The following is a 23,173-nucleotide window of genomic DNA, read 5'->3' on the forward strand; positions in this document are numbered from 1 at the left end:
CATGTCCTGAGGCGACGCTCAGCCCTCGACGTCGTCCTCACCCGCGGCATCCGCGGCCGGCCGCTCGAACCATGCCTCGACCTCGCCCGACAGCTTCAGCGTCAGCGGACGGCCGTGGCGGTCGACCTTCTTGCCCAAGGCGACGCGGATCCAGCCGGCGGGGCGGTCATATTCCTCGACGTCGCGGCGCTCGGCGCCCTTGAAGCGGATGCCGATGCCGCGCTCCAGCGCGGCCTGGTCGAAATAGGGGCTCGACGGATCGGTCGACAGGCGATCGGGGGGCGTATCGGTCATGGCGCCGCGCTTAGCGGCATCGCCCCGGCCCCGCTACGAAAAAGCGGCGCGGACAAGGATGTCCGCGCCGCCTTCCCGACGAAACTGCCGCAAGCGTCAGTAGCCGTAGCCATATCCGTAGCGCGGGCCGTAATCATAATAGCGCTCGCGGACCACCACGCGCGGCGGCGGGGGCGGCGGCGCGTAATATTCGTCCCGATAAACCACCCGCGGCGGCGGCGGCGGCGCATCGTAATAATAGCCGCGGTCATAATAGCGATCGCGGTTGCTGCCCGCGACCGCCGCACCGATGCCGAGCCCGACGATGCCGCCGAGCAACGCACCCGCCGCGACGCTGCCGCCGTTGCCGCGGTGGTAATGGCGATAGCCGCCCCAACGCTGCGCATCCGCCGGCGCGGCCGCCGTCAGCGCGGTCGCGGCAAGCGCGATCCCCAGACCTGCTTTCTTCAACATCGCATTCATCACGTCGAACCTCCTCTAACACGACGCTCGGAGTATCTGGTCCAAACGCACAGAGCGGCGAGCGTGTTGCATGTCGTTTAGGCGAGTCGGGCTGAACCGAGCCGGAATGCGGCGTTCATCCGCGGTTTAGCCGCCATGCCGATCGAGGACGGTCCGCCGCTCAGTTCACCCAGCCGCCGTCGATGACATGCACCGCGCCGGTGGTGAACGCCGCCTCGTCGCTCGCCAGATACAAGGCCAGCGCGGCGATCTCCTCGGCCCGGCCGAGCCGCCCCATCGGCTGGCGTGCGATGAACGCCGCCTGCGCCGCCGCATAATCGCCGGTGTCGTGCAGCCGCTGCTGCAACGACGGCGTGTCGATCGTGCCGGGGCAGATCGCGTTGCAGCGGATGCCCTGGCCGACGAAATCGGCGGCGACCGCCTTGGTCAGGCCGATGACGCCCGCCTTGGTCGCGCCATAAGCGAAGCGGTTGGGAATGCCCTTCACCGAGCTGGCGATCGACGAGACGTTGACGATCGCGCCGCCGCCGCCCGTCAGCATCACCGGCAGGAAGGCGCGGACGGTGCGGTACATCGCGGTCATGTTGATCGCGATCGCCTGATCCCATTCCGCCTCGCTGCAGTCGAGGATCGTGCCGGCGTGGACGATGCCGGCGACGTTGGCGAGCACGTCGATCCGCCCGATCTCCGCCGCCAGCGCGGTCACCGCCGCGCCGTCGGTGACGTCGAGCGCGCGCGTCTCGCAACCGACGATCCCGTCGAGCGCGTCGAGGTCGCGGTCGGTGGCGATCACCCGCGCCCCCTCGGCGGCGAATCGCTCCGCCGTCGCACGGCCGATGCCGCGCGCCGCTGCGGTGACCAAAGCCACCTTGCCGTCCAGTCGTTTACTCATGCTGCAGTCCTGCGTTGGGCGATCGGCAGGCAGGCCGGGCCGATCGGGTCGAAAGCCTTGTAGGTGAGGATGAATTCGCGATGGCCCAGCTCTTCGGAGACGCTGCGCTGCCCGCCCGCGACGGCAAGCACCGCATCGACGATCTCGGCGCCCACCTCGTCCAGCGTCGCCGAGCCTTCCAGGATACGGCCGGCGTTGATGTCCATGTCGGCGGCGAGGCGCCGCGCGGTCTCGGGATTGGCGCACACCTTGATCACCGGCGCGATCGCCGATCCCACCACGGAGCCGCGCCCGGTGGTGAAGATCGTCAGGTGACAGCCCGACGCGATCATCTCGACGATCTCGGCATTGTCGGAGATGTTGGGGAAGCCGAAGCGCGGCTCGCCGTCGGGCACCACGTCGAGCAGGTAGAGCCCGCCCGCCGGCGGCACGTCGCCGGGCTTGATGATGCCGCTGATCGGCGAGGAGCCCGATTTGGAATAGGCCCCCATCGATTTCTCTTCCTGCGTCGACAGTCCGCCCTCGGCATTGCCGGGGGCGAAGCTGCCGAAGCCCATGATCGTATAGTAACGTTCGGCCTTGGCGACGCTGGCGATCAATTCCTCGCCCAGTTCGGGGGTGATCGCGCGATCGGCCATGATCCCCTCGCAGCCGACGAGTTCGCCCGTCTCCTCGAAGATGCAGGTCGCGCCGGCGCCGACGAGCGTATCGAAGGCGCGGCCGACCGCCGGATTGGCGGTGATGCCGCTGGTGCCGTCAGAGCCGCCGCAGATCGTTCCGACGACCAATTCGTCGATCCCCATCGCCACGCGCTCCACGCCGGTAATTTCGGCCTGCACGCGCGCCACCGCGGCGAGGCCGGCGGCGATCGTCGCGGCGGTGCCGCCCGTCTGCTGGATGACGAGCAGCTCGGCCGGGCGTCCGCTCGCCGCGACCAGCGCCTGCAACCGCTCGCGGTCGAAGCTCTCGCAGCCGAGCGAGACGATCACCAGACCGCCGACGTTGGGATGCGTCGCCACCGCCTCCATCACCTTGGCGGCATAGGCATTGGGATAGCATCCGGGAAAGCCGATCAGATGGACGTCGGGATCGTCCGCCTTGTCGACGATCCGCCGCGCGACGTGATGCGCGCATTCGACAAGATAGGCGACCGCGACGGTGTTGCGGATGCCCTTGCGGCCGTCGGCGCGCGCATAGCCGCGGATCATGCCCGTGCCTCGGTCATCGTCGCGCGCGTGTGGCTGGCGATATAGTCGCTTTTCATATTGTGCATATGGACCCAATCGCCGGTATCGGCCGCCGCGGTCATCGACCCGATCGGCGCGCCATATTTGATGACCTTGTCGCCCAGCGCGAGGCGATGCCGCGCGATCTTGTGGCCGACGGTGATGCCCTCGCGCGCCGGCACGGTGCCGCCGCCGATCGGCAGCACGTCGCCCGCCGCGATCGGCGCGACGCAGATCAGGACGTTGTCGTCGGGGTGGAGCAGGATCAACTGGTTGGTCACGGTAGACGTCGGCTCCGGTTGCGGGAGGGGATCGAGGAGCGGCCAGGCGGCGGCGGGCACCGGCGTCGCGATCCGCGCCACCATCGCCGCGACCTGATCCTCGCCGACCAGCCCGGCGACGACGCAGGCGACCGCCGGGTGGCGCAGCGGGAAATGCAACGCCGCGGTGGGCAGCGCCACCCCCGCCTGCGCACAGGCGGCGGCCAGCGCCCGGGTCCGCGCGACGATCGCCGCGTCGGGCGCCGCATAATCGTAATGCAGCCGCTGCGGATCGGCCTCGGCCGGGTCGGCGGCGAGGATACCGCTATTGTACGGGCCGCCGACGATCACCCGCACGCCGCGCTCGGCGCAGCGATCGAGCAGCCGCGCCGCGCTGCGGTCGAGCAGCGTATAGCGTCCGGCGAGCAGGATGACGTCGAGATCGACGTGGTCGAGCAATTCGTCGCACACCGCGATCTCGTTGACGCCGATGCCGATTCCCCCGACCGCGCCGGCCTCCTTCAAGCCAACCATCGCCGCATGCCCGCCGTCGAGGAAGGCGGCGAGATGGCGGGGATGATCGTCGCCATGCGTCATCCGGCCGAGATCGTGCGCGAACAACAGGTCGACGCGCTCGCGTTGCAGCCGCGCGAGGCTCGCCGCGAACGACGCACGGATGCCGTCCGCACCGTAATCGAACGCCGGCTCGAACGGATCGGCATCGACGAAGCCGTGCCGGGTGCCCTGCGCCTCGGTCGGTACCAGCAGCCGCCCGACCTTGGTCGAGACCAGCGCCCGCCCCGCCGGGTCGTGCGCGGCGAGCGCCGCCCCCAGCCGCCGCTCGGCAAGGCCGAAGCCATAATGCGGCGCGGTGTCGAAATAGGCGATCCCGGCCGCGAGCGCCGCGGCGACCGTCGCCATCGCCTCGTCATCGCCGACGACGCGATAGAGATTACCGATCGCCGCGGTTCCCATGCCGAAACGCGGCAGCGCGGCCACGCTCACGCCGTCACCGCCGTGCCGCGATGCAGTCGCGCGAACAGCGCGACGCCGACAAAACAGGCGGCGGGCACCAGCATCGCGAAGCGGATCGACCCGATGTCGGAGACATAGCCCATCACCGCGGTCAGCACCGCGCCGCCGATGATCGCCATCACCAGCAGCGATGCCCCCGGCTTGGTGAGCGGTCCGAGCCCGCGCAGCGTCAGCACGAAGATCGTCGGATACATGATCGACATCAGCGCGCTCGACAGCACCAGCGCCGCCACGCCGACCGGCCCGCCGACGAATGCGGCAACCGCGCACAGCAATGCATCGACGGCTGCGAAGATCAGCATCAACCGCGCGCCCGAGATACGCGCCATCAGCGCCGCGCCGACGAACCGTCCGGCCATGAACAACGCCAGCGACAGCGTCAGCAGCCACGCCGCGCGCTGCGTGCCGAGCGACGGCAGCTCGACCGCGACATAGCGGATGAGGAAACTCCACACCCCGACCTGCGCGCCGACGTAGAGGAATTGCGTGCCCACCCCGGCGAGATAGCGCGGCGACGCCAGCAATTTGCGATAGGCGCCGGGCGTGCGTGCCTCCGGTTCGCTGGGCCGCGTCGCGACCGCGGGAAAGCGCGTGACGACGATCACCGCCGCCCAGGCGAAGACGAGCAAGGCGATGACGAGATACGGCAGCCGCACCGCAGAGGCGGCGGCGACGTCGCCCGCGCGCTCGTCGGCGAGGATGAAGGTCGCGCCGAGCGTCACGCCGGCGATCGAACCCAACGGATTGAATGCCTGCGCGAGGTTGAGCCGCCGCTCCGCGGTCTCCGCGCTGCCGAGCGCGGCGACCATCGGATTGGCCGCGGTTTCGAGGAAGGCGAGGCCGCTGGCGATGACGAACAGCGCGAGCAGGAAGAAGCCGTAGCTCAGCATCAGCGACGCCGGCCAGAACAGCAAGGCACCGATGCCGAACAGCACAAGCCCCTGCACCACCGCGGTCTTGTAGCCGAACCGCTGCATCACGATCGCACCGGGAATCGCGAAGCAGAAATAGCCGAGGTAGAAGGCCGACTGGACGAGGCCCGATTGCAGATCGCTCAACGTGAACACCGCACGGAAATGTGCGATCAGGATGTCGTTGAGATTGTTGGCCATGCCCCACAGGAAGAACAGGCCGATCGTCAGCAGCAGCGCGCCGCGACCGGCGGGCATTGCGCCATCATCGTCCTGTACGGCGACGCTCGGGTTCATTAAACCTCTCCCACTCTCTCCACGAACGGTCGCGGTTCGCGGGATTTGACCGAGGGTCTATGCCCTCCCGCCGCGATATGAAATGTAAAAATCACTTTCATCTGCGGATTTTCCTTGCCACGCTGCGCACTTACGAGGTGGGATGGCGCAGCGACGGGACGAGGGACACGTCGTCGCCCAATTGCTCCGTCACCTCCCGGTGGCCCGGTGGCCCGGTGGCCCGGTGGCCCCGGGAACGGGGTGACGGGTAGACGGAAGAACGGCGGCAAGCCGCAACGTAAGAACGACGACCCGGGGGGAGGGCATATGACGACCAAAGTGCGCTATCAGGCGCCCGCATTGACCAAGGGGCTCGAAATCCTCGAGCTGCTCGCCGCATCGAGCGTGCCGCTCACCATGTCGGACGTCTCGACCGCGCTCGGCCGCTCGGTCAGCGAGATCTTCCGGATGCTGCAGGTGCTCGAGGCGCATCGCTACATCGCGCGTGGCGACGACGGCTATCGGCTCACCAACCGGCTCTTCGCGCTCAGCATGGGACAGCCGCCGGTGCGCGATCTCGTCTCCACCGCGCTGCCGGTGATGCGCACGCTGGCCCGCCAAACCGGGCAGAGCTGCCACCTCGTCGTCGTCTCGGGCGCGGAGATGGTGGCGATCGCCGGGGTCGAGGCGCCGGGCCTCTCCGGCTTCGCGGTGCGCGTCGGCTATCGCCGGCCGCTCCACCGCTCCGCCTCGGGCCGCATCCTGCTCGCCTTCCAGCCCGAGGACACGCGTGCGGCGATGCTCGACGAGGTCCGCGCGACCGGTGACACGATCGACGACGCCGCGCTCGCCACCCAGCTCGCCGCGATCCTCGCCGCAGGCGGCGGCACGTCGCCGAGCCCGCTGCTCAACGGCATCACCGATCTGTCCGTCCCGATCCTGTCGTTCGGCGCCGCCCGCGCCGCGCTCACCGTGCCGTTCGTCGACGGCCCCGGCAGCCTGGTACCGATCGCGCAGACGCAGGACGTGCTGCGCGCCGCCGCCGCGACCATTGCCGCGGCGCTCGATCCAGCGCTCGGCGATCTCGCCGGCACGGCCGAGACCGCATGAACCGCCGGATGGCGGCCATCCCGTTCGCGCTGGCGGCGCTGCTGCTCGCCAGCGGCGCGCAGGGGCGCGACTATCAGAGCGCGCCGCCACGTCGCACCGCAGTCGAGAAGGATTGGGGTCCGTGGCTCGGCCCCTATCGCGCGCGACTGGTGCCGGTGCTGATGGAGGATTTTGGCGAACGCTATCTCTACGCGCCCGCCAATGCGGCGCTGCCACCGCCGCGCGCCGGTGAGCAGCGCGTCGTCTTCCTCGGCGACTCCATAACCGACCGCTGGGATCTCGCCGCCGGCTTCCCCGGCCAGCCCTATGTCAATCGCGGCATCGGCGGGCAGGTGACCGCGCAATTGCTGCTGCGCTTCCTGCCCGACGTCGTCGCCCTGCGACCCGCGGCAGTGGTGATCCTCGCCGGCGTCAACGACGTGCAGGGCGTGCTGCAACGCGAGACCCCCGAGCAGATTGAGGACCATTGGCAGGCGATGGCCGACATCGCCGACCGCCACGGTATTGCGGTAGTGTTCGGCGCGCTGCTGCCGGTCAACGATTACACCCCCGCCGCGCGCGACGTGGTGCGCGAGCGCAAGCCCGCCGAATTGCACGCGCTCAACCAATGGCTGCGCGGCTTCTGCAAGCGGCGCGGCTATGCCTTCGCCGATTACGAAACCGCGCTCGCCGACGACAAGGGGCTGATGCGCCGAGACTATACCGTCGACGGCATCCATCCGCTCGCCGCCGGCTACGCCCGCATGGCGCCGGTCGCCCGCGCCGCAATCGCGGCGGCGGTGGCCAGCAAGACGAAGAGGACCCCCTGATGCGCTATCCCAAGCTTCTCGCCGCCGGCCTGTGCCTGACGGCCTCCGCCGTCTCGGCGCAGACCAACGTGCCCGGCGATCCCTATGCCGGCGACCCCGTCGGCATCGTCGCCGATCCCTGTCCCGCCCACCCCAAACCCGCCGACGGCCAGGGCTGGCAGATGTGGAACCTCCATATGCTGACGCGCGACCACGGCCAGCTCTGCCGCTATCGCGCACAGAATGCCGCGCTGACCGAGCCGGCGCGCGTCGTCTTCATGGGCGATTCGATCACCGACAATTGGATCGGCGCAGATCCGTCGCTGTTCACGCACGGCCTCGTCGATCGCGGCATCAGCGGCCAGACCACGCCGCAGATGCTGCTGCGCTTCCGCCAGGACGTGATCGCGCTCCGCCCCAAGGCGGTGCACATCATGGCCGGCACCAACGACATCGCCGGCAACACCGGCGCTGCGACGGTGGAGACGGTGCAGGGCAATATCGAGACGATGGCGGAGTTGGCGCACGCGCACGGCATCAAGGTGATCCTCGCCTCGATCCCGCCCGCCGCCGCCTTTCCGTGGAGTCCGGAGAAGCGCCCGGCGCCGCAGATCCTCGCCTTCAACCGCTGGCTGCGCGGCTATGCCAGGGCGCATGGCTACACCTACGTCGACTATCACGCCGCGCTGACCACGGCGGAGGGCGGCATGAAGCCCGGCCTCGCCAGCGACGGCGTCCATCCGACCCCGGCGGGCTATGCGGTGATGCGTCCGCTCGCGCTCGCCGCGGTCGCCAAGACGCTGGGGGGCGGTCGATGAGCGTCGATCGCCGCGGCTTCCTCGCCGGCAGCGCCGCACTCGGCCTCGCCCAGGCGGCACCGGCCATAACCGCCGCAACGCCGCCGCACGCGGCGCTGCGCCCGGCCAAGGTCGCGCCGCCGCCACGCTTCACCGCCGACTGGGAGTCGCTCGCCGCCGGCTATTCCGCGCCCGACTGGTTCCGCGACGCCAAGTTCGGCATCTGGGCGCATTGGGCGGCGCCCTCGGTCCCCGGCATCGGTGACGATTGGTACGCGCGCAACATGTACCTTCAGGGCCACCCCACCTACGACCATCATCTGAAGACCTACGGCCACCCCGCCGACACCGGCTTCATGCAGATCCAGAACCAGTGGCGCGCCGAACATTGGGACCCGGCCGAGCTGCTCGACCTCTACAAGGGCGCGGGCGCGCGCTATTTCATGGCGCTCGCCAACCATCACGACAATCTCGACTGTTTCGCCTCGACGCACCAGCCGTGGAACTCGACCCGCATTGGGCCGAAGAAGGACATCGTCGGCATCTGGGCGAAGCTTGCGCGTGAGCGCGGGCTGCGCTTCGCCGTCTCCAATCACAGCGCCCACGCCTGGCACTGGAACCAGCCCGCCTATGGCTACGATCCCGTCGGCCCGCGTCGCGGCCAGCGCTACGACGCCGCGACGCTGACCCGCGCGCAGGGCCGCGGCGCATGGTGGGACGGGCTCGACCCGCAACAGCTCTACACGGGCGCGTCGATGGCGATGCCCGACGGCATCGGTTCGCTCGCCGAAGCCGGTGCGTGGCACGCCGCCACCGACGGATTGTGGAACGAGGGCGTGCCGCCCGATCCCGACTATGTCCGCCGCTGGACCCTGCGCTGCCGCGAGCTGATCGACAGATACGAGCCCGACATGCTCTATTTCGACAATCACGATCTGCCGCTGCAACAGGCCGGGCTCGACATCGCCGCCTATTTCTACAACCGCAACATGGCGCGCCACGGCGGCCGGCTGGAGGGCGTCGTCACCGCCAAGGAGACGCCGCCGCAACGTCGCATGGGCCTCGTCGACGTCGTCGAGCGCGGCCAGAAGAGCTTCATCGACCCCTATCCGTGGCAGACCGAGACCTGCCTCGGCAATTGGTTCTACGGCGCGCAATATGAGCGCGAGAACCTCTACAAAACCCCCGCCAAGGTGCTGCACACATTGTGCGACGTCGTGTCCAAGAACGGCAACATGATGCTCAGCGTGCCCATCAAGGGCGACGGCACGATCGATGCGCGCGAACGCCAGATCGTCGGGGAGATCGGTGCATGGATGCGGATCAACGGCGCGGCGATCTATGCCACCCGCCCGTGGCGCATCCACGGCGAGGGGCCGGGCGGCGCCGGCGCGGGCAGCTTCTCGGAGGGCGGCCGCGACACCGGTTATACCGCGCGCGACATCCGCTACGTCACCCGCGGCAAGGCGCTGCACGCGCTGGTGCTCGGCTGGCCCGCGGACGGCGTCGCGCGGCTGACCCTGCTCGGACGCGACAATCCGGTCGGCCGCGGCGAGGTGCGCCGCGTGTCGTTGCCCGGCAACGGCGCACCGCTGCCCTTCACCCGCACCGGCGAAGCGCTGGAGGTACGATTGCCCGCCGCCGCACGCCACGCCATCGGGCTGGCGCTGATCGTCGAAGGACCCGGCCTGGTCGACTGAGTCCGCCTATTGCGCTGCAGCACGGATCGGTCTAGGCGGCCGGCATTCGCCTGGACCCGGTGCAATTCCGGGTGGCTATTCCGGCCGCCGATCCGCCGGACAACGCAACCGCTCCCGAACATTGACGCGTCGCCGCCGGCGGCGCCGGAGCGGTCATGCGGATTTCTACGTCATGATTAGTCTTTCCCTGTCCCGTTACCGCGCCGAATGGTTTTCGAGCGCCGCCGGCGCGCGCCGCGACGTGCTCGCCGGCATGGTCGGCACCTTCGCGCTGATCCCGGAGGTCATCGCTTTCTCCTTCGTCGCCGGCATCGATCCCGAAGTCGGCCTGTTCGCCTCCTTCGTCATCGGCATCGTCATCGCGATCGCCGGTGGCCGCCCCGCGATGATCTCGGGTGCCGCCGGCTCGGTCGCGCTCGTCGCCGCCGCGCTCGTCCACGCGCACGGCCTCCACTATCTCCTCGCCGCGACCCTGCTTGCCGGCCTGTTCCAGGTCGCGTTCGGGCTCCTGAAGCTCGACGTGCTGATGCGCTTCGTCTCGCGCTCGGTACGCACCGGTTTCGTCAACGCGCTGGCGATCCTGATCTTCTCGGCGCAGTTGCCGCAGATGATCGGCGTCGACTGGCACACCTATGCGATGATCGGCCTCGGCCTCGCGATCATCTATCTGGCGCCGCGCGTGACCAACGTCATCCCGTCGCCGTTGATCTGCATCGTCGTGCTGACCGCGATCAGCATCGCGCTGCCGATGCCGCTGCGCACGATCGCGGACCTCGGCCGCCTGCCCGCCTCGCTGCCGCATTTCGGCTGGCCGTCGGTGCCCCTCGACTGGCAGACGCTGACGATCGTCGCGCCCTACGCGCTGGCGATGGCCGCGGTCGGCCTGCTCGAATCGATGATGACCGCCAGCGTCGTCGACGACCTCACCGAGACGACCAGCTCCAAGGCGCGCGAGTGCAGCGGGCTCGGCCTCGCCAATATCGCCGCCGGACTGTTCGGCGGCATCGCCGGCTGCGGCATGGTCGGCCAGACCGTCGGCAACGTCCGCTATGGCGGGCGCGGCCGGCTGTCGACGCTGGTCGCCGGCGTGTTCCTGCTCGTCGTCATGGTGCCGCTGCGCCCCTGGGTCGCGCAGGTGCCGGTCGCGGCGCTGGTCGCGATCATGATCATGGTGTCGATCAGCACCTTCTCCTGGGGATCGCTGCGCGACCTCGTCCGCCATCCCAAGACGTCGGGCGCGGTGATGCTCGCCACCGTCGCGGTGACCGTGACGACGCACGACCTGTCGGCGGGGGTGGCGGTCGGCGTGCTGCTGAGCGGCGTCTTCTTCGCCTTCAAGGTCACTCGGCTGATGCAGGTGACGGTCGCCTATGACGCGGCGACGGACACGCGCGACTATGGCGTCACGGGGCAGATCTTCTTCGCCAGTGCCGAGATCTTCGCCGACCGGTTCGATCTGGCGGATACCGCCCGGCACGTCCGCATCGACCTGACGCAGGCGCATCTGTGGGACGTGACTGCGGTCGGTGCGCTCGAAGAGGTGGTGACCAGAATGCGCCGCCACGGCATCGCCGTAGAGGTGGTCGGCCTCAACGCGGCGAGCGCGGTGCTGGTCGACCGGCACGCGCAGGCGATGCGCGTGCCGGCGACCTGACCCCTGCCGTTATGCGGCGGTCGAGGTCTTGATGTTGCCGTTGACGCCGGCCGGGAAGAAGCCGCCGCTGCTTACCGCACCGGCGTTGAGGTAGGCGACGTTGAGCACGTCGCCCGCCGTCCGGCCGAATACGATGCCGTTGCTGTCCGCAGGCACGATGTTCGATGCCGCGCCGCCGTTGATCGTCGTCGGGCTGATCCCCTGATCGTCGTCGAAGCCGTTGTCGACGGTGTCGCGGGCATTGGAGATCAGGTCTGCGTTGGTGCGCAGCGCCGGCATCGCGAGCCCCTTGCGGTACAGCAACGTGCGCAGCAGGCCCGAATGATAGGCCTCCACCGCAAGGATGCCGGCCGCCGCGTCGAGAATGACCTTGTTCGAGATCAGCGACGCCGATCCCTTATAGGCGGTGACGCCGACGTCGGACAGCAGCATGCCGCCGAGCAGCCAGTTCTCGTCCGACGCATAGGGATTGAACGTCCCCGTCGCGCCGACCACGCCGGCGGCGCGCGCCGCGGCGGTGAATGCGCCATTGGCGCCGCCATCGATGTTGATCGCGGGCATCGCCACCGCCGACGAACCGAGCTGCTGACGCAGGAAGGTGACGTGGAGGTTTTCATCCGAAGCGATTTCTCGCGCATAGGCCGCGACTGAAGCGTCACGGAACGGCACCTGCGCACCGCCGGTGACCGCGCCCTGCGTACCGGTGCCGGTCTGCAAGCCTGCGGTGAGGCCGCTGCCGAAGGCGGCGAACGTGTAGTAACTGGCCTCGAGATATTCGAGGTTCAGCGCGAAGTTCAGCACGTCGACGTCGCCGGCGGGCAGCGCGGCGGTGGGCGTCGGCGACGGGGCCGGTGTAAACGGCACCGATTTGTCGTCGTCATTGTCGCAGGCGGCGAGCAGCGACGCACCGGCCGTCGCGGCGACGGCGGTACCCGCCATCTTGATGAAGCGGCGGCGTTCGTTCCGCCGGCGGTCGGCGATGTCGAACACTTCGAGAAGCGTTTCACGATCGATCATAGGATATCCCCTTTGAACCCGAGGCTCAGGCGTTGTTGGCGCTGCTGCGGATGGTGCCGTTGACACCGGACGGGAAGAAACCGCCGGCGGTGACCTGAGCCTTGTTCAGGTAGACGATGTTGAGGACCTGCCCGGTCGTACGACCGAAAGCGATGCCGTTGCCGTCGGTCGGCGCGATGTTCGAGGTCGGACCGGCGCCCGAGCTGACATAGGCGATGCCCTGATCGAGGTCGCTGGTACCGTCGAGGCTGTCGCGCGCGGTCGAGACAAGTTCGGTGTCACCGCGGATCGTCGAAGCCTTCAGCCCGACGTTGCCGCCGAGTTGATCGATCGTCGTGCGGATCATGCTGGCGTGATAGGCTTCGGCGGCGAGGATGCCCGCCGCGGCATCGAGATAGGTCTTGTTGGTCAGCAGCGACGAGGCGCCCTTATAGGCGGTGACGCCGACGTCCTCGAACAGGAACGCGCCATAGAGGAAGGCGAGATCCGACGCATAGGGATCGAAGACGCCGCCGGCCGGGACGAGCGTCGCCGCCTGTGCCGCGACGCTGAACGCGCTGGTCGCCGAAACGCCGATGTCGATCGCGGGCTGGGCGACCGCGGCGGATCCCAACGCCGTGCGCAGGAAATTGACGTGGGCGAGTTCGTCTTCGGCGATTTCGCGTGCCATTTCAGCGAGCAGCGAATCCTGGAAAATGACCTGCTTGCCGCCCGTCGCCGCGACCGGCGTACCGACGCCGGTGATCGACGTCGCCGGGATGCCACGACCGTAGACGGCATAAGAATAGAAGTTCGCCTCGAGATATTCGAGGTTCAACGCGAAGTTGAGAATGTCCGCATCGGTCAGGGTCTGCGCCTGCGCGGGATTGCTTACCAAAAAGGCGCCGGCCCCGACGGCCGCCGCCCCTACTGCCGCCTTGAAAAAGGCCCTTCGGTCCTTGCGCTGTTCGGCATGCGCCGCAAGCGCGTCGATCGGACTGACATCGTGACTCACGCTGAGAACTCCCCTTTGTGTTGAGAGCAGCAACATTCAATCGCCGGTTCCGTTCCAGCATTATCGCATCGGCCCCAAACTGTTTGGTCGTATAGATGTCGATCAATACGCCAGCCGCCGTTGTTGCGATGTCGAGCGCAAGCTCAAGAATTATGTCTGTCTCGGACTATATTTTAATCACGATAATTGTGCGGCGCAGCGAAGTACCCAAAGCCGCCTCCGTCATCAAAATGAAATTGGTATTACTTTGGCCTGTAACCTTAGCCACCTAGCGGCGTGGCGAACGGCATAACGCCAGGGGGACTACACATGCTTCGTACTTCGCGCCTGATCGGCGCCACGCTGCCGCTCACGCTCGCGGCGCTGCTCGCCACGCCGGCCGCGCTCGCACAGACCAATCCGGCCAGCACCACCGACGCGCCGACGGGCGATTCGGAGCAGGACGGCGAGATCGTCGTCACCGGCAGCTATGCGCGCAGCATCGCCGCCGCCACCGAGACCAAACGCAAGGCCGCCTACGGCCTCGATTCGATCGCCTCGACCGACATCGGCAAATTCCCGGCGCAGAACGTCGCCGAGGCGTTGCAGGTGGTGCCCGGTGTCGCGATCACCCGGCCACGCGGCGAGGGGCTGTACGTCAGCGTTCGCGGCCTCGGTCCGCAGTTCCAGAACACCCTGGTCAACGGCCGCACCGTCGCGCTCAACGACCTGATCGAGAACGGCGGCGCCAACGGCCGCCAGTTCCGCTTCGAGATGCTGCCCGCCGAGTTCGTCTCGAGCATCGACGTCGTCAAGACGCCGACGCCGGACATGAACGAGGGCGCGCTCGGCGGCAATATCGACGTCAAGACTTTCCACCCGCTCGATATCGGCACGCGCACGACGCTGAATTCGCGCTACACCTTCACCGCGCAGACGCACCGCGTCGAGCCCAATGCCACGCTGCTGACCAGCTACCGCAGCCCGGACGAGACGGTCGGCATCCTCGCCGGCGCGCAATATTGGGGCAAGCAGGTCCGCAACGACCGCTTCATGAACTTCGGCTGGAACACCAATCTGCTCGGCAGTGCGAGCGGCCTGTACACGCCGACGCGCACGCGCCCGACGATCGAGACGGAGGATCGCAAACGCCTGTCGGGCATCGTCTCCGCGCAATGGCAGCCGACGCCGGAACTGCGCACCACGCTCGACGTGATCGCGACGCGGCTCGACGTCGCCTATGACGAATTCGGCATCGACATCTATCCCGACGATTCCGGCGATAAGAAAAACCTGGCCGCCATCGTTCCCGGCTCGACCAAGATCAGCGGCAACACCGTGGTCGGCGCGACGATCAACAACGCGCGCTTCATGGCGTCGCGCGAATACAGCCTCAACCGCCACGACCTGCTCACCGTCGCGCTGCGCCAGAGCTTCGACCAGGGTCGCTGGCACGCCTCGGCCGACGGCAGCTGGTCGACCGCGCACAGCTACCACCCGAGCAATGCCGAGGGCACGGTGCGCAGCCGCGCGCAGTTCATCGCGCCGCTGACCTATGACGCCTCGGGCGGCTACAAGGTGCTGCCGACGCTCACCACGACGCGCGACCTGACCAATCCGGCGAACTATGCCGTCACCACCTTCAACATCGCGCCCAAGAACAGCAAGGATTGGGACGCCTATGGCCGCGCCGACCTCGGCTATGACGTCGGCGATGGACTGCTCCGCAAGATCGCGGCGGGCGGCGAATATCACTGGCGCAAGCGCGATTATCGCCGTCGCGACTATCTGATCGACACGGTCAAGGGCCAGCCGCTGTCGGTGCTCGGCTCGGGCGCCTATCAGCAACTGCCCTATGACGACTTCCTCGCCGGCGTTACCGGCAACAGCCCGCGTACCTGGCTGGTGCCCGTCACCAAGGCCTATTACGACGCGCTGTTCACTCCGGCGATCGCCAATGCGGCGCTGACCCCGGCGGACCGGCGGTCGTCGTTCGTCACCAGCGAGAAGATCGCCGCCGCTTATGTCCGCGCCGATTACGGCGTGATGCTCGGCGCGGTCGAGGTGACCGGCAATATCGGCGCGCGCTACGTTCACACCGATCAGGTCGCGAGCGGCACCCTGACTACTGGCAGCACCCCCCAGGCGGTCAGCTATCCCAAGACGTTCGACAACATACTGCCGAGCTTCAACCTGCGTGCCGAGCTGACGCCGAAGCTCGTCGCCCGCCTCGCCGCGAGCCGCGTGCTGACCCGCCCCAACATCACCGATTCCGCACCGCGCATCACCGTCTCGACCGACGCGGCGACCGCGAGCGGCGGCAACCCGCAGCTCAACCCGTTCCTCGCGACCCAGTTCGACGGCTCGCTCGAATGGTATTTCAACCGTCGCGGCGCGCTCACCGGCGCCCTCTTCTACAAGAACCTCGACGACTATATCACGGCGCAGAACGTCAATATCGACATTCCCAACCGCGGCACCGTGCTGCTCAGCACCTCGGTCAACGGCGGCAAGGCGAAGGTCTACGGCTTCGAGGCCGCCTATAATCAGGTTTTCACCTTCCTGCCGAAGCCGCTCGACGGCCTCGGCGTCCAGGCGTCCTATACGCACACGTCGGTGGAGGCGAACTACACCGCCGGCAATCGCGTGTTGCGCAACGAGATGCTCGGCCTGTCGAAGCAGAGCTACAATCTCGTCGGCTTCTACGATTACGGCCCGGTGTCCGCCCGCCTGTCCTACGTCTGGCGCGACAAATATCTGTCGGGCACCGGCAGCACCAGCCAGGCACCGACCTTCACCGCGCCGTTCGGCTCGCTCGACGGCAATCTGTCGCTGCGCGTCACCCCGCAGCTGATGTTCAGCGTCGAGGGCATCAACCTCGCCGGTGCCCGCGCCTATACCTACAATGACGACACGCTGCGCTTCGGCGAGATCAATTATTACGGCCGGACGATCCTGTTCGGCGCGCGTGCGGAGTTCTGATCGATGCGGCTCCGTACCCTCGCTTTGCCGTTGCTGGCGCTCGCCGCGTCCGGCAGCGCCGCCGCACCGCCGCCGCAGGCGGTGAACGACATTCAGGTCGTCGGCTCGCACAACAGCTTCAAGGCGCGCATCCCGGCGGCGGTGATGGCCCGGCTGCGCGCCGCCGACCCGAAGCTCGCCGCAGCGCTCGATTATTACCACCTGCCGCTCGCCCGCCAACTCGACGCTGGCGTGCGCCAGCTCGAGATCGACGTCTTCGCCGATCCGGCGGGCGGCCGCTACGCCGATCCCAAGGGCGAGGGCACCGCCCGCGCCGCAGGTGAGGCGACCGGCTTCGACCGGCCGGCGATGCTGCGCCCGGGCTTCAAGGTCTTCCACATCCCCGACGTCGACTATCTCTCGACCTGCGTGACGCTGCGCCGCTGCCTCGGCGAGATCGACGTCTGGTCGCGCGCGCATCCGCGCCACCTGCCGATCATGGTCACGATCAACGCCGCCGACACGCCGGGCAGGGATTCGCGGATCAGCCCGCCGCTGCCGCTCGACGATGCCGGGCTGCTCGACGCGCTCGACGCCGAGATCCGCGCCGCATTGCCCGGCAAGCGGCTGATCACGCCCGACGAGGTGCGCGGGACCGCCGCCACGCTGCACGCCGCGGTCACCACCCGCGGCTGGCCGTCGCTCGAATCGGCGCGCGGTCGCGTCTACGTGCTGCTCGACGTCCGCGACGCGGTGTCCGCCGTCTATCGCGCCGGCCACCCCTCGCTCGCCGGCCGCGCGATGTTCGGCTGGTATCGCGACGATCAGCCCGAGGCGGCAATCGAGATCGTGCAGGACCCGCTGGTCGATGGCGCCGCGATCCGCCATTGGGTCGCGCAGGGGCTGATCGTCCGCACCCGCACCGACGCCAACACCGTCGAGGCGCGCGCGCACGACCTCCGCAAGGCCGCCGCCGCCGCGGCGAGCGGCGCGCAGGCGGTGAGCACCGATTATTACCCCGGCGCGCCCGATCCCGCCCACCTCGCCTTCCGCGTCACCTTGCCCGGTGGTGCGATGGCCCGCTGCAACCCGGTACGCATCGCCGCCTGCCGCCTCGCCCCCTGATCCGCCCGCCGCCCCAATCCGCGCCGCAAGATACGGGCAAAACACGATTTTCCTCTGCGCCACGGTGACTTGACCAAAGCACCGCCAGCGCGAATGATCGCGCTAACAACGATCGAGAGGATTGCTTATGCCCCCGTCACGCCGCGAGCTGCTCGCCGGTGCCGTCGCGACCGCGGCGGTCGCCGCCGCCGCGCCGCTCGCCGCCGCCGCGGCCCCCGCCAGTCTGCAGGGCATTGCGGCGCGGCGCGGGCTGCGCTTCGGCACGGCGGTGCCGTGGCAGGCGGGCGGCCGCGACGGCGTGCCCGTCGCCGATCCAGCCTATGCGCGGCTGATCGCGGCGCAATGCGGCCTGATCGTCGCCGAGAACGAGATGAAGTGGCAGCATCTCCGCCCGACGCCGACCACCTTCGCCTTCGCGCATTTCGACGCGATCATGGCCTGGGCCGAACGCGAGCATCTCGCGGTGCGCGGCCACAATCTGCTGTGGCACCAGCCGAAATGGTTTCCGCGCTGGCTCAACGATTACGATTTCGGCGCGCAGCCGCATGCCGCCGCCGAAGCGCTGCTGACCACCCATATCCGCACCGTCGTCGACCGCTACGGCCGGCGCATCGCCAGCTACGACGTCGTCAACGAAGCGGTGCGGCCGGAAGACGGCAAGCTCTACGACACCAGCCTGTCGAAGGCGCTGGGCGGCCCGGAGGCGACGCTCGATCTCGCCTTCCACACCGCGCGGTCGGCGGCGCCGCAGGCGCAGCTCGTCTACAACGATTATATGAGCTGGGAGCCGGGCAACGCCGCGCATCGCGACGGGGTGCTGCGCCTGCTCGAAGGCTTCCGGCGGCGGGGCGTGCCGGTCGACGCGCTCGGCGTCCAGTCGCACCTCGTCACCCAGGGGATCGATACCGGCGCCGCGGTCGCGCGGCTGGAGGGCGACTGGCGACGCTTCCTCGATGCGGTGACGGCGATGGGCTATGGCCTGCTGATCACCGAACTCGACGTCCGCGACAACCATCTGCCCGCCGCAATTCCCTCGCGCGACCGCGCGGTCGCGGACTTCACCCGCGCCTATCTCGACATCACTTTGTCCTATCCCAAGCTGCGCGACGTGCTGTGCTGGGGCTTGAGCGACGCGCACAGCTGGATCGAAGGCTTCGAACCGCGCCCCGACGGCGTCAAGCGCCGCCCGACCCCCTATGACGTCGCACTCCACCCCAAACCGATGCGCGCCGCGATCGCCGCGGCACTGGCGGCCGCACCGATGCGGTGACCCCGCGCCCGCACCGATCGGCGCCGCAACGCGACACCTCCGGCCGTTACTCGGCCTTGGATTCATCCCTTGCAAGTGTCCTCATCGCCGGTGCGAACGACACAGTGCTCCTGCGAAAGCAGGAGCCTAGGGCCAAGCAAAGCAACGTCTTGTACCGATTTGGATCCTGGGCTCCTGCTTTCACAGGAGCACTGGGGTAGTCTTGCCAAGGTCTCGACTTGATCCAAGGTCTCGCTACGTTCTCGACAAAGGCCGATCAGGAAAGCGGCCCCCCGAGTCAAAGCCGGGCTGACAAACAGGCCGAAGCGTCGACGGACCGGATCGTCAATCTCGCCCCCTGCTAGCCCGCCACCTCGATCCCCTCGATCACCACTTGCGGGTCGACCAGCCAGACATGCAGCACGTGCCGCCCCGCACGCGTCACCGGCAGCGTCGCGCCGGCGACGCGGCGATTGTCGGCGACCGCCTTGCCCCAGCGCGCCTCGGTTTCGTCGGCGAGCAGGTCGACGATCACCGGCGCTCCGCCGTCCAGCGAGAGTGCCACCCGATGACGCCCGGTGCCGCGCACGTCGAGCCCCGGCGCGGCGACCACGTCGAAGCGGCGTGCCCCCGCCGGCAGGTCGATCGCATAAGCGAGCTGCGGCCCGGCCCCGCCCGGCCGCTCGATCGCCGGCGCGGTCGCCGGCGTCGCGATCATCGCCGCGCCCGCGGCGGTGAAGCCCGCCACCCGCTGCCAGCGGACGCCGGCGCCGTCGATCGCCCGGCCCGCATCCGCGGCGATGCTCCGCAGCGGCGGCGTGGCCATCGCAGGCACCGGCAGCGGCGCCGCCACCGTCGCCAGCGCCGGCATCACGTCCACGTCGGGCTGCTGCCAGCCGGTATAGCCGATATGCGTCTGCGCCATCATCTCCGGCCATTTGCCGCCGGCCAGGCATTCGTAGCGGCGGCGCAGCGCGGCATCCTCGGCGAAATAGCCGCGCGCCGCCGTCGCCCAGCGCGCCGTCGCCGCGGCATCGCCGGCCTGCGCCGCACGGCGATTGGCGGCGACCGCGGCGTAAAGCCGATGCAGGTTGGTCATCGCATCGATCCGGTGCAGCACCAGTTCGTCATAGGCATCGCGCCGCTCCGTCGGGATCGCCGCAGCCAGCCGCCCCGCGCGCGCCGCCAGCGCAGTCCATTCGCCGAGCACGCGCGCCCAGCCACCCGCGGTCCCGGCATAGGTATCGGCATCGATCAGCTCGGGCTTGCGGCGGCTGGCGAGCCGGCCGTATTCGGCGATCAGCGCGCCGATCGCCGGTCCCTGCGCCGCACCGAATTGCTGCGCCGCCCAGCGCGCCGGATAGGCCTGCATCGCCGCCTCGGTCATCCGATCGGGGTCCCACGCCATCGCCAGGAAGAAGCTGGTCGCATATTCCATCGGCTTGAGATCGCCGACGTTGACGATCCACAGTCGGTCGGCGCCGAACTGGTGCGCCATCGCCATCTGCTGCCAGACCCGCGGCACCGCATTGGTGTCGAGCCATTTGTAGTTGCGCGGGCCGCCGACGTAATCGAAATGATAATAGACGCCGGCCCCGCCCGCGCGCTGTTCGCCCGGCACCGGCAGTCGGCGGATGTTGCCCCAATTGTCGTCGGCAAACAGCAGGGTGACGTCGTCGGGAACGCGCATCCCCTGATCGTAATAATCCTGCACTTCCTTGTAGAGTGCCCAGACCTGCGGCGTGGCAGCGGCGGGCTTGCCGGTCACCTCGGCGATGGTGCGGCGCTGGTCGGCGATGATCCGCTGCAACAGGCCGATCGCGGTGCCCTGCGTCATCGGCTCGTCGCCGTCGCCGCGCATGCCGATCGTCACCGGGTCCTCCGACACGCCGCGCCGCGCGATCCCCGCCCGCCAGAAGGCGCGCAGCCGCTCGGCGTTGCGGGTATAATCCCATGGGCCGCCACCCTGCCGCTGCCATTCGATATTGGCACGCTCCATCGGTTCGTGATGCGAGGTGCCGAGGATCACGCCCATCTCGCGCGCGAGCGGCGCCGAGGCGGGATCGTCCTGCCACAGCGACTTGCCCCACATCGCCGGCCACAGGAAATTGGCCTTGGCGCGTAGCAGCAGCGTGAACAGTTTCTCATAGGCGAAATGGTTGACCCCGCCGAACCGCGCGCGCGCCCAGCCGCCGAACGCCGGCTCCTCGTCATTGATGAAGATGCCGCGATATTTCACCACCGGATGGTCGGCGACGCGGCCGGCGGTGAGATAGAGCGTCGGATGCCGTTGCGCGGGCACGTCGGCCCACCAAGTCCACGGGCTGACGCCCGCCTTGGCGCTGATGTCGTAGAGGCCGAAGATCGTGCCGCGCCGATCGGCACCGACGATCACCAGCGCGCGATCGACACCCGGCAGCGGCCGCTCGACCACCTGCTCGACATAGCCCTCCCATTGCCCGTCGAGACCGCGGACGTCGATCTTACCGGCGCGGATCAGCGCTCCGACCAGCGGGCTGCCGAGCGTCCCGGCGATGACCGTGGTGCCGGCGTCCGCCTTGCCCACCAGCCGCACGGCGCCGCCACCGACCGCGACGAGATCGCCGACCAGGTCATCCGCCGCGCGCCGCACGCCAGCATCCTCGCCGGCATCGACCGCGATCAGCGTCGGCCGCCCCGGCGCGAGCAGCGCGACCGCACCCGGTGCCGCGCGCATGCACGCCGTCACTGGCGCTGCACAATCCGGTATCGCCGCGGCGGCCGCAGCCGGACTGGCCGCGGCGAGCATCGCCATCATGATCCGCTGCAGCTGCATATCCTCTCCCCGTCCGCCGGTTGTCGCGGTACGCCACTTGGTGATAACGCTAACACGAAGCCTCGGACAAGAGGATGGCGATCAGGAGCGGCGAATGACGAAACGGTGGCGCTTTGCAACGATAACGATCGTCCTGGCCGGACTGGCAACCGGCGGATCGTCGCAGTCGCTCCATCCGCGGCCCGCGGCGCGCGCAATGCCGTCGTTATGCTGGGTCCCCGCCTGGGGGTCGGCACAGATGCTCGCCACCGCGGCGGATGCCGAGCGGATCGCGGCGCTCGGTCCGGTGACGATCCGCCAGACCGTCCATCTCTCCGCCGGCGGCACGATGGTCCGCGTCCGCCTCTCCAACGTGATGGGCGACACCCCGCTGCGGATTGGTGCGGCATGGCTGGCGCGGGGCGTACCGGGTCAGCCGCAGGTCACCGGCAATCACACGATGACCTTCAGCGGCGCCACCGCGACCACCATCCCCGCTGGCGCGGAAATCTATTCGGATCCGGTGCTGCTGGCGACGCAGGCCGGTGATGATCTGGCGATCAGCCTGTTCCTGCCCAAGCCGGTGACGCGTCATACCGGCCACCCCGGCGCGCGCGCGACGACCTTTCTCGTGCGCGGCGACCAGAGTGCGGCCGCGACGCTGGCGGCGCCTGAAAAGATTGGCGGCTGGTGGGATCTCGCCGACGTCGAGGTCGCCGGCGGCGGCACGGCAGGCGCGATCGTCGCGATCGGTGATTCGATCACCGACGGCCGCGGCGTCCGCGACGACGGCAACGCGCGCTGGACCGACGTCTTCGCCCGCCGCCTCGCTGCGAACCCGGGGACGGCGGGCCTCTCGGTGGTCAATGCCGGGATCGGCGGCAACCGCATCCTGCTCGACGGCAACGGTCCCAGCCTCATGGCGCGCTTCGATCGTGACGTCATCGCGCGGCCTAACGTCCGCTATGCGATCGTGCTGGAGGGTGTGAACGACCTCGGCGTCCTGACCCGCGACGCCCCCGCAAACGCCGCAACGCAGCGTGCCTTGATCGCCGAAATCACCGCATCCCACCACGAACTCGCCGCCCGCACGCGCTCACATGGCATCCGGTTGATCGGCGCGACAATAACCCCGCTCGTCGGCAACGATTATTACCACGCCTCGGCACAAACCGAAGCCACCCGGCAGGCGATCAACGCGATGATCCGCCGGTCGGCCGTGTTCGACGCGGTCATCGACTTCGATGCGGCGATCCGTGACCCTGCGCATCCGGATCGGCTGTTGCCGGCCTATGACAGCGGCGATCACCTTCATCCCAACGAAGCGGGCTATCGTGCGATGGCAGAAGCAGTCCCGCTGCGTCTGTTCGGCGCGAGCGACGTACGAACCCATCGGCGGAGATGACCACCGTAATGTGCCCGAAATGCAGAAAGCCCCGGCTTATCGGCCGGGGCTATCGTGGAATTTGGTTGCGGGGACAGGATTTGAACCTGTGACCTTCAGGTTATGAGCCTGACGAGCTACCGGGCTGCTCCACCCCGCGACAGGGTTGTGACGCGAACGCCCCCGCGGTTTGGGCGGGGGTGTTGGCATCCGTCACCGGATGATGAATTGTGTATGGGTTCTTTGCCCCGAGCGTGTTGCTTCG

The 23,173-nt window shown here is 68.7% G+C and carries 18 protein-coding genes, 1 tRNA gene and 1 other annotated feature; of the genes, 9 read left to right on the top strand and 10 right to left on the bottom strand.

Going from position 1 to position 23,173, the window contains the following annotated elements:
* Positions 1–18 precede the first annotated feature (18 nt).
* From AC07U4_RS16535 to fucP, 6 genes are all read right to left on the bottom strand, one after another.
* Complete coding sequence (locus tag AC07U4_RS16535; RefSeq protein WP_137899334.1) at positions 19–294, bottom strand: DUF3297 family protein; 276 nt, start codon at positions 292–294, stop codon at positions 19–21.
* A 96-nt stretch (positions 295–390) separates the two neighbouring features.
* Positions 391–756, bottom strand: coding sequence for a hypothetical protein (locus AC07U4_RS16540; protein ID WP_038665156.1), 366 nt, complete (start codon positions 754–756; stop codon positions 391–393).
* Between the two features lie 160 nt (positions 757–916).
* Positions 917–1,648, bottom strand: coding sequence for an SDR family oxidoreductase (locus AC07U4_RS16545; protein ID WP_495196166.1), 732 nt, complete (start codon positions 1,646–1,648; stop codon positions 917–919).
* The gene (locus AC07U4_RS16550) at positions 1,645–2,856 is read right to left on the bottom strand and encodes a UxaA family hydrolase (RefSeq protein ID WP_495196167.1); all 1,212 of its coding nucleotides are present in this window, start codon (positions 2,854–2,856) and stop codon (positions 1,645–1,647) included. Before AC07U4_RS16550 ends, AC07U4_RS16545 begins: the two co-directional genes overlap by 4 nt.
* Positions 2,853–4,139, bottom strand: coding sequence for an aldo/keto reductase (locus AC07U4_RS16555; RefSeq protein WP_495196168.1), 1,287 nt, complete (start codon positions 4,137–4,139; stop codon positions 2,853–2,855). The genes AC07U4_RS16550 and AC07U4_RS16555 overlap by 4 nt, the downstream gene beginning before the upstream one ends.
* Positions 4,136–5,377: an L-fucose:H+ symporter permease gene (gene fucP, locus AC07U4_RS16560; RefSeq protein ID WP_249340710.1), complete on the bottom strand. Its 1,242-nt coding sequence runs from the start codon at positions 5,375–5,377 to the stop codon at positions 4,136–4,138. Before fucP ends, AC07U4_RS16555 begins: the two co-directional genes overlap by 4 nt.
* Positions 5,378–5,683: 306 nt before the next feature.
* Between fucP and AC07U4_RS16565 the strand changes: the two genes are divergently transcribed.
* The 5 genes from AC07U4_RS16565 to AC07U4_RS16585 all read left to right on the top strand — a co-directional run bounded on the left by AC07U4_RS16565 (position 5,684) and on the right by AC07U4_RS16585 (position 11,405).
* A complete protein-coding gene (locus AC07U4_RS16565) occupies positions 5,684–6,466 on the top strand; it encodes an IclR family transcriptional regulator (protein ID WP_038665148.1) in 783 nt (260 codons plus the stop codon).
* 8 nt (positions 6,467–6,474) lie between these two features.
* Positions 6,475–7,275 carry a GDSL-type esterase/lipase family protein gene (locus AC07U4_RS16570; protein WP_495196169.1) on the top strand — a complete coding sequence of 267 codons (801 nt, stop codon included), beginning with the start codon at positions 6,475–6,477 and terminating at the stop codon, positions 7,273–7,275.
* Complete coding sequence (locus tag AC07U4_RS16575; RefSeq protein ID WP_495196170.1) at positions 7,275–8,072, top strand: SGNH/GDSL hydrolase family protein; 798 nt, start codon at positions 7,275–7,277, stop codon at positions 8,070–8,072. The genes AC07U4_RS16570 and AC07U4_RS16575 overlap by 1 nt, the downstream gene beginning before the upstream one ends.
* Positions 8,069–9,751 (top strand): alpha-L-fucosidase, encoded by a 1,683-nt coding sequence (locus tag AC07U4_RS16580; protein ID WP_495196171.1) that lies wholly within the window; start codon positions 8,069–8,071, stop codon positions 9,749–9,751. Before AC07U4_RS16575 ends, AC07U4_RS16580 begins: the two co-directional genes overlap by 4 nt.
* A gap of 49 nt (positions 9,752–9,800) precedes the next feature.
* Positions 9,801–9,856: a sequence feature (sul1 is cis-regulatory element that is thought to sense ions involved in sulfur or methionine metabolism; They are found in Alphaproteobacteria), on the top strand.
* A gap of 70 nt (positions 9,857–9,926) precedes the next feature.
* Positions 9,927–11,405, top strand: coding sequence for a SulP family inorganic anion transporter (locus AC07U4_RS16585; protein WP_495196191.1), 1,479 nt, complete (start codon positions 9,927–9,929; stop codon positions 11,403–11,405).
* 9 nt (positions 11,406–11,414) lie between these two features.
* On the opposite strand, the gene AC07U4_RS16590 is transcribed toward AC07U4_RS16585, so the two are convergent.
* Positions 11,415–12,422 (bottom strand): ferritin-like domain-containing protein, encoded by a 1,008-nt coding sequence (locus AC07U4_RS16590; protein WP_495196172.1) that lies wholly within the window; start codon positions 12,420–12,422, stop codon positions 11,415–11,417.
* Between the two features lie 25 nt (positions 12,423–12,447).
* The gene (locus AC07U4_RS16595; RefSeq protein ID WP_495196173.1) at positions 12,448–13,416 is read right to left on the bottom strand and encodes a ferritin-like domain-containing protein; all 969 of its coding nucleotides are present in this window, start codon (positions 13,414–13,416) and stop codon (positions 12,448–12,450) included.
* Positions 13,417–13,725: 309 nt separating this feature from the next.
* Between AC07U4_RS16595 and AC07U4_RS16600 the strand changes: the two genes are divergently transcribed.
* The 3 genes from AC07U4_RS16600 (at position 13,726) to AC07U4_RS16610 (ending at position 18,751) form a co-directional block, all read left to right on the top strand.
* Positions 13,726–16,377 carry a TonB-dependent receptor gene (locus AC07U4_RS16600; RefSeq protein WP_495196174.1) on the top strand — a complete coding sequence of 884 codons (2,652 nt, stop codon included), beginning with the start codon at positions 13,726–13,728 and terminating at the stop codon, positions 16,375–16,377.
* Positions 16,378–16,380: 3 nt separating this feature from the next.
* A complete protein-coding gene (locus AC07U4_RS16605) occupies positions 16,381–17,481 on the top strand; it encodes a Ca2+-dependent phosphoinositide-specific phospholipase C (RefSeq protein ID WP_495196175.1) in 1,101 nt (366 codons plus the stop codon).
* A 127-nt stretch (positions 17,482–17,608) separates the two neighbouring features.
* Positions 17,609–18,751 (top strand): endo-1,4-beta-xylanase, encoded by a 1,143-nt coding sequence (locus AC07U4_RS16610; protein WP_495196176.1) that lies wholly within the window; start codon positions 17,609–17,611, stop codon positions 18,749–18,751.
* Positions 18,752–19,091: 340 nt separating this feature from the next.
* Here AC07U4_RS16610 and AC07U4_RS16615 read toward each other — a convergent pair whose 3' ends face one another.
* A complete protein-coding gene (locus AC07U4_RS16615; RefSeq protein ID WP_495196177.1) occupies positions 19,092–21,545 on the bottom strand; it encodes a glycosyl hydrolase 115 family protein in 2,454 nt (817 codons plus the stop codon).
* A 94-nt stretch (positions 21,546–21,639) separates the two neighbouring features.
* Between AC07U4_RS16615 and AC07U4_RS16620 the strand changes: the two genes are divergently transcribed.
* Complete coding sequence (locus AC07U4_RS16620) at positions 21,640–22,929, top strand: SGNH/GDSL hydrolase family protein (protein WP_495196178.1); 1,290 nt, start codon at positions 21,640–21,642, stop codon at positions 22,927–22,929.
* 62 nt (positions 22,930–22,991) lie between these two features.
* Here AC07U4_RS16620 and AC07U4_RS16625 read toward each other — a convergent pair.
* Positions 22,992–23,068 (bottom strand) — tRNA-Met (locus AC07U4_RS16625).
* Positions 23,069–23,173: the final 105 nt, after the last annotated feature.

This window comes from Sphingomonas sp. GW821-FHT02B09 (assembly GCF_059421875.1).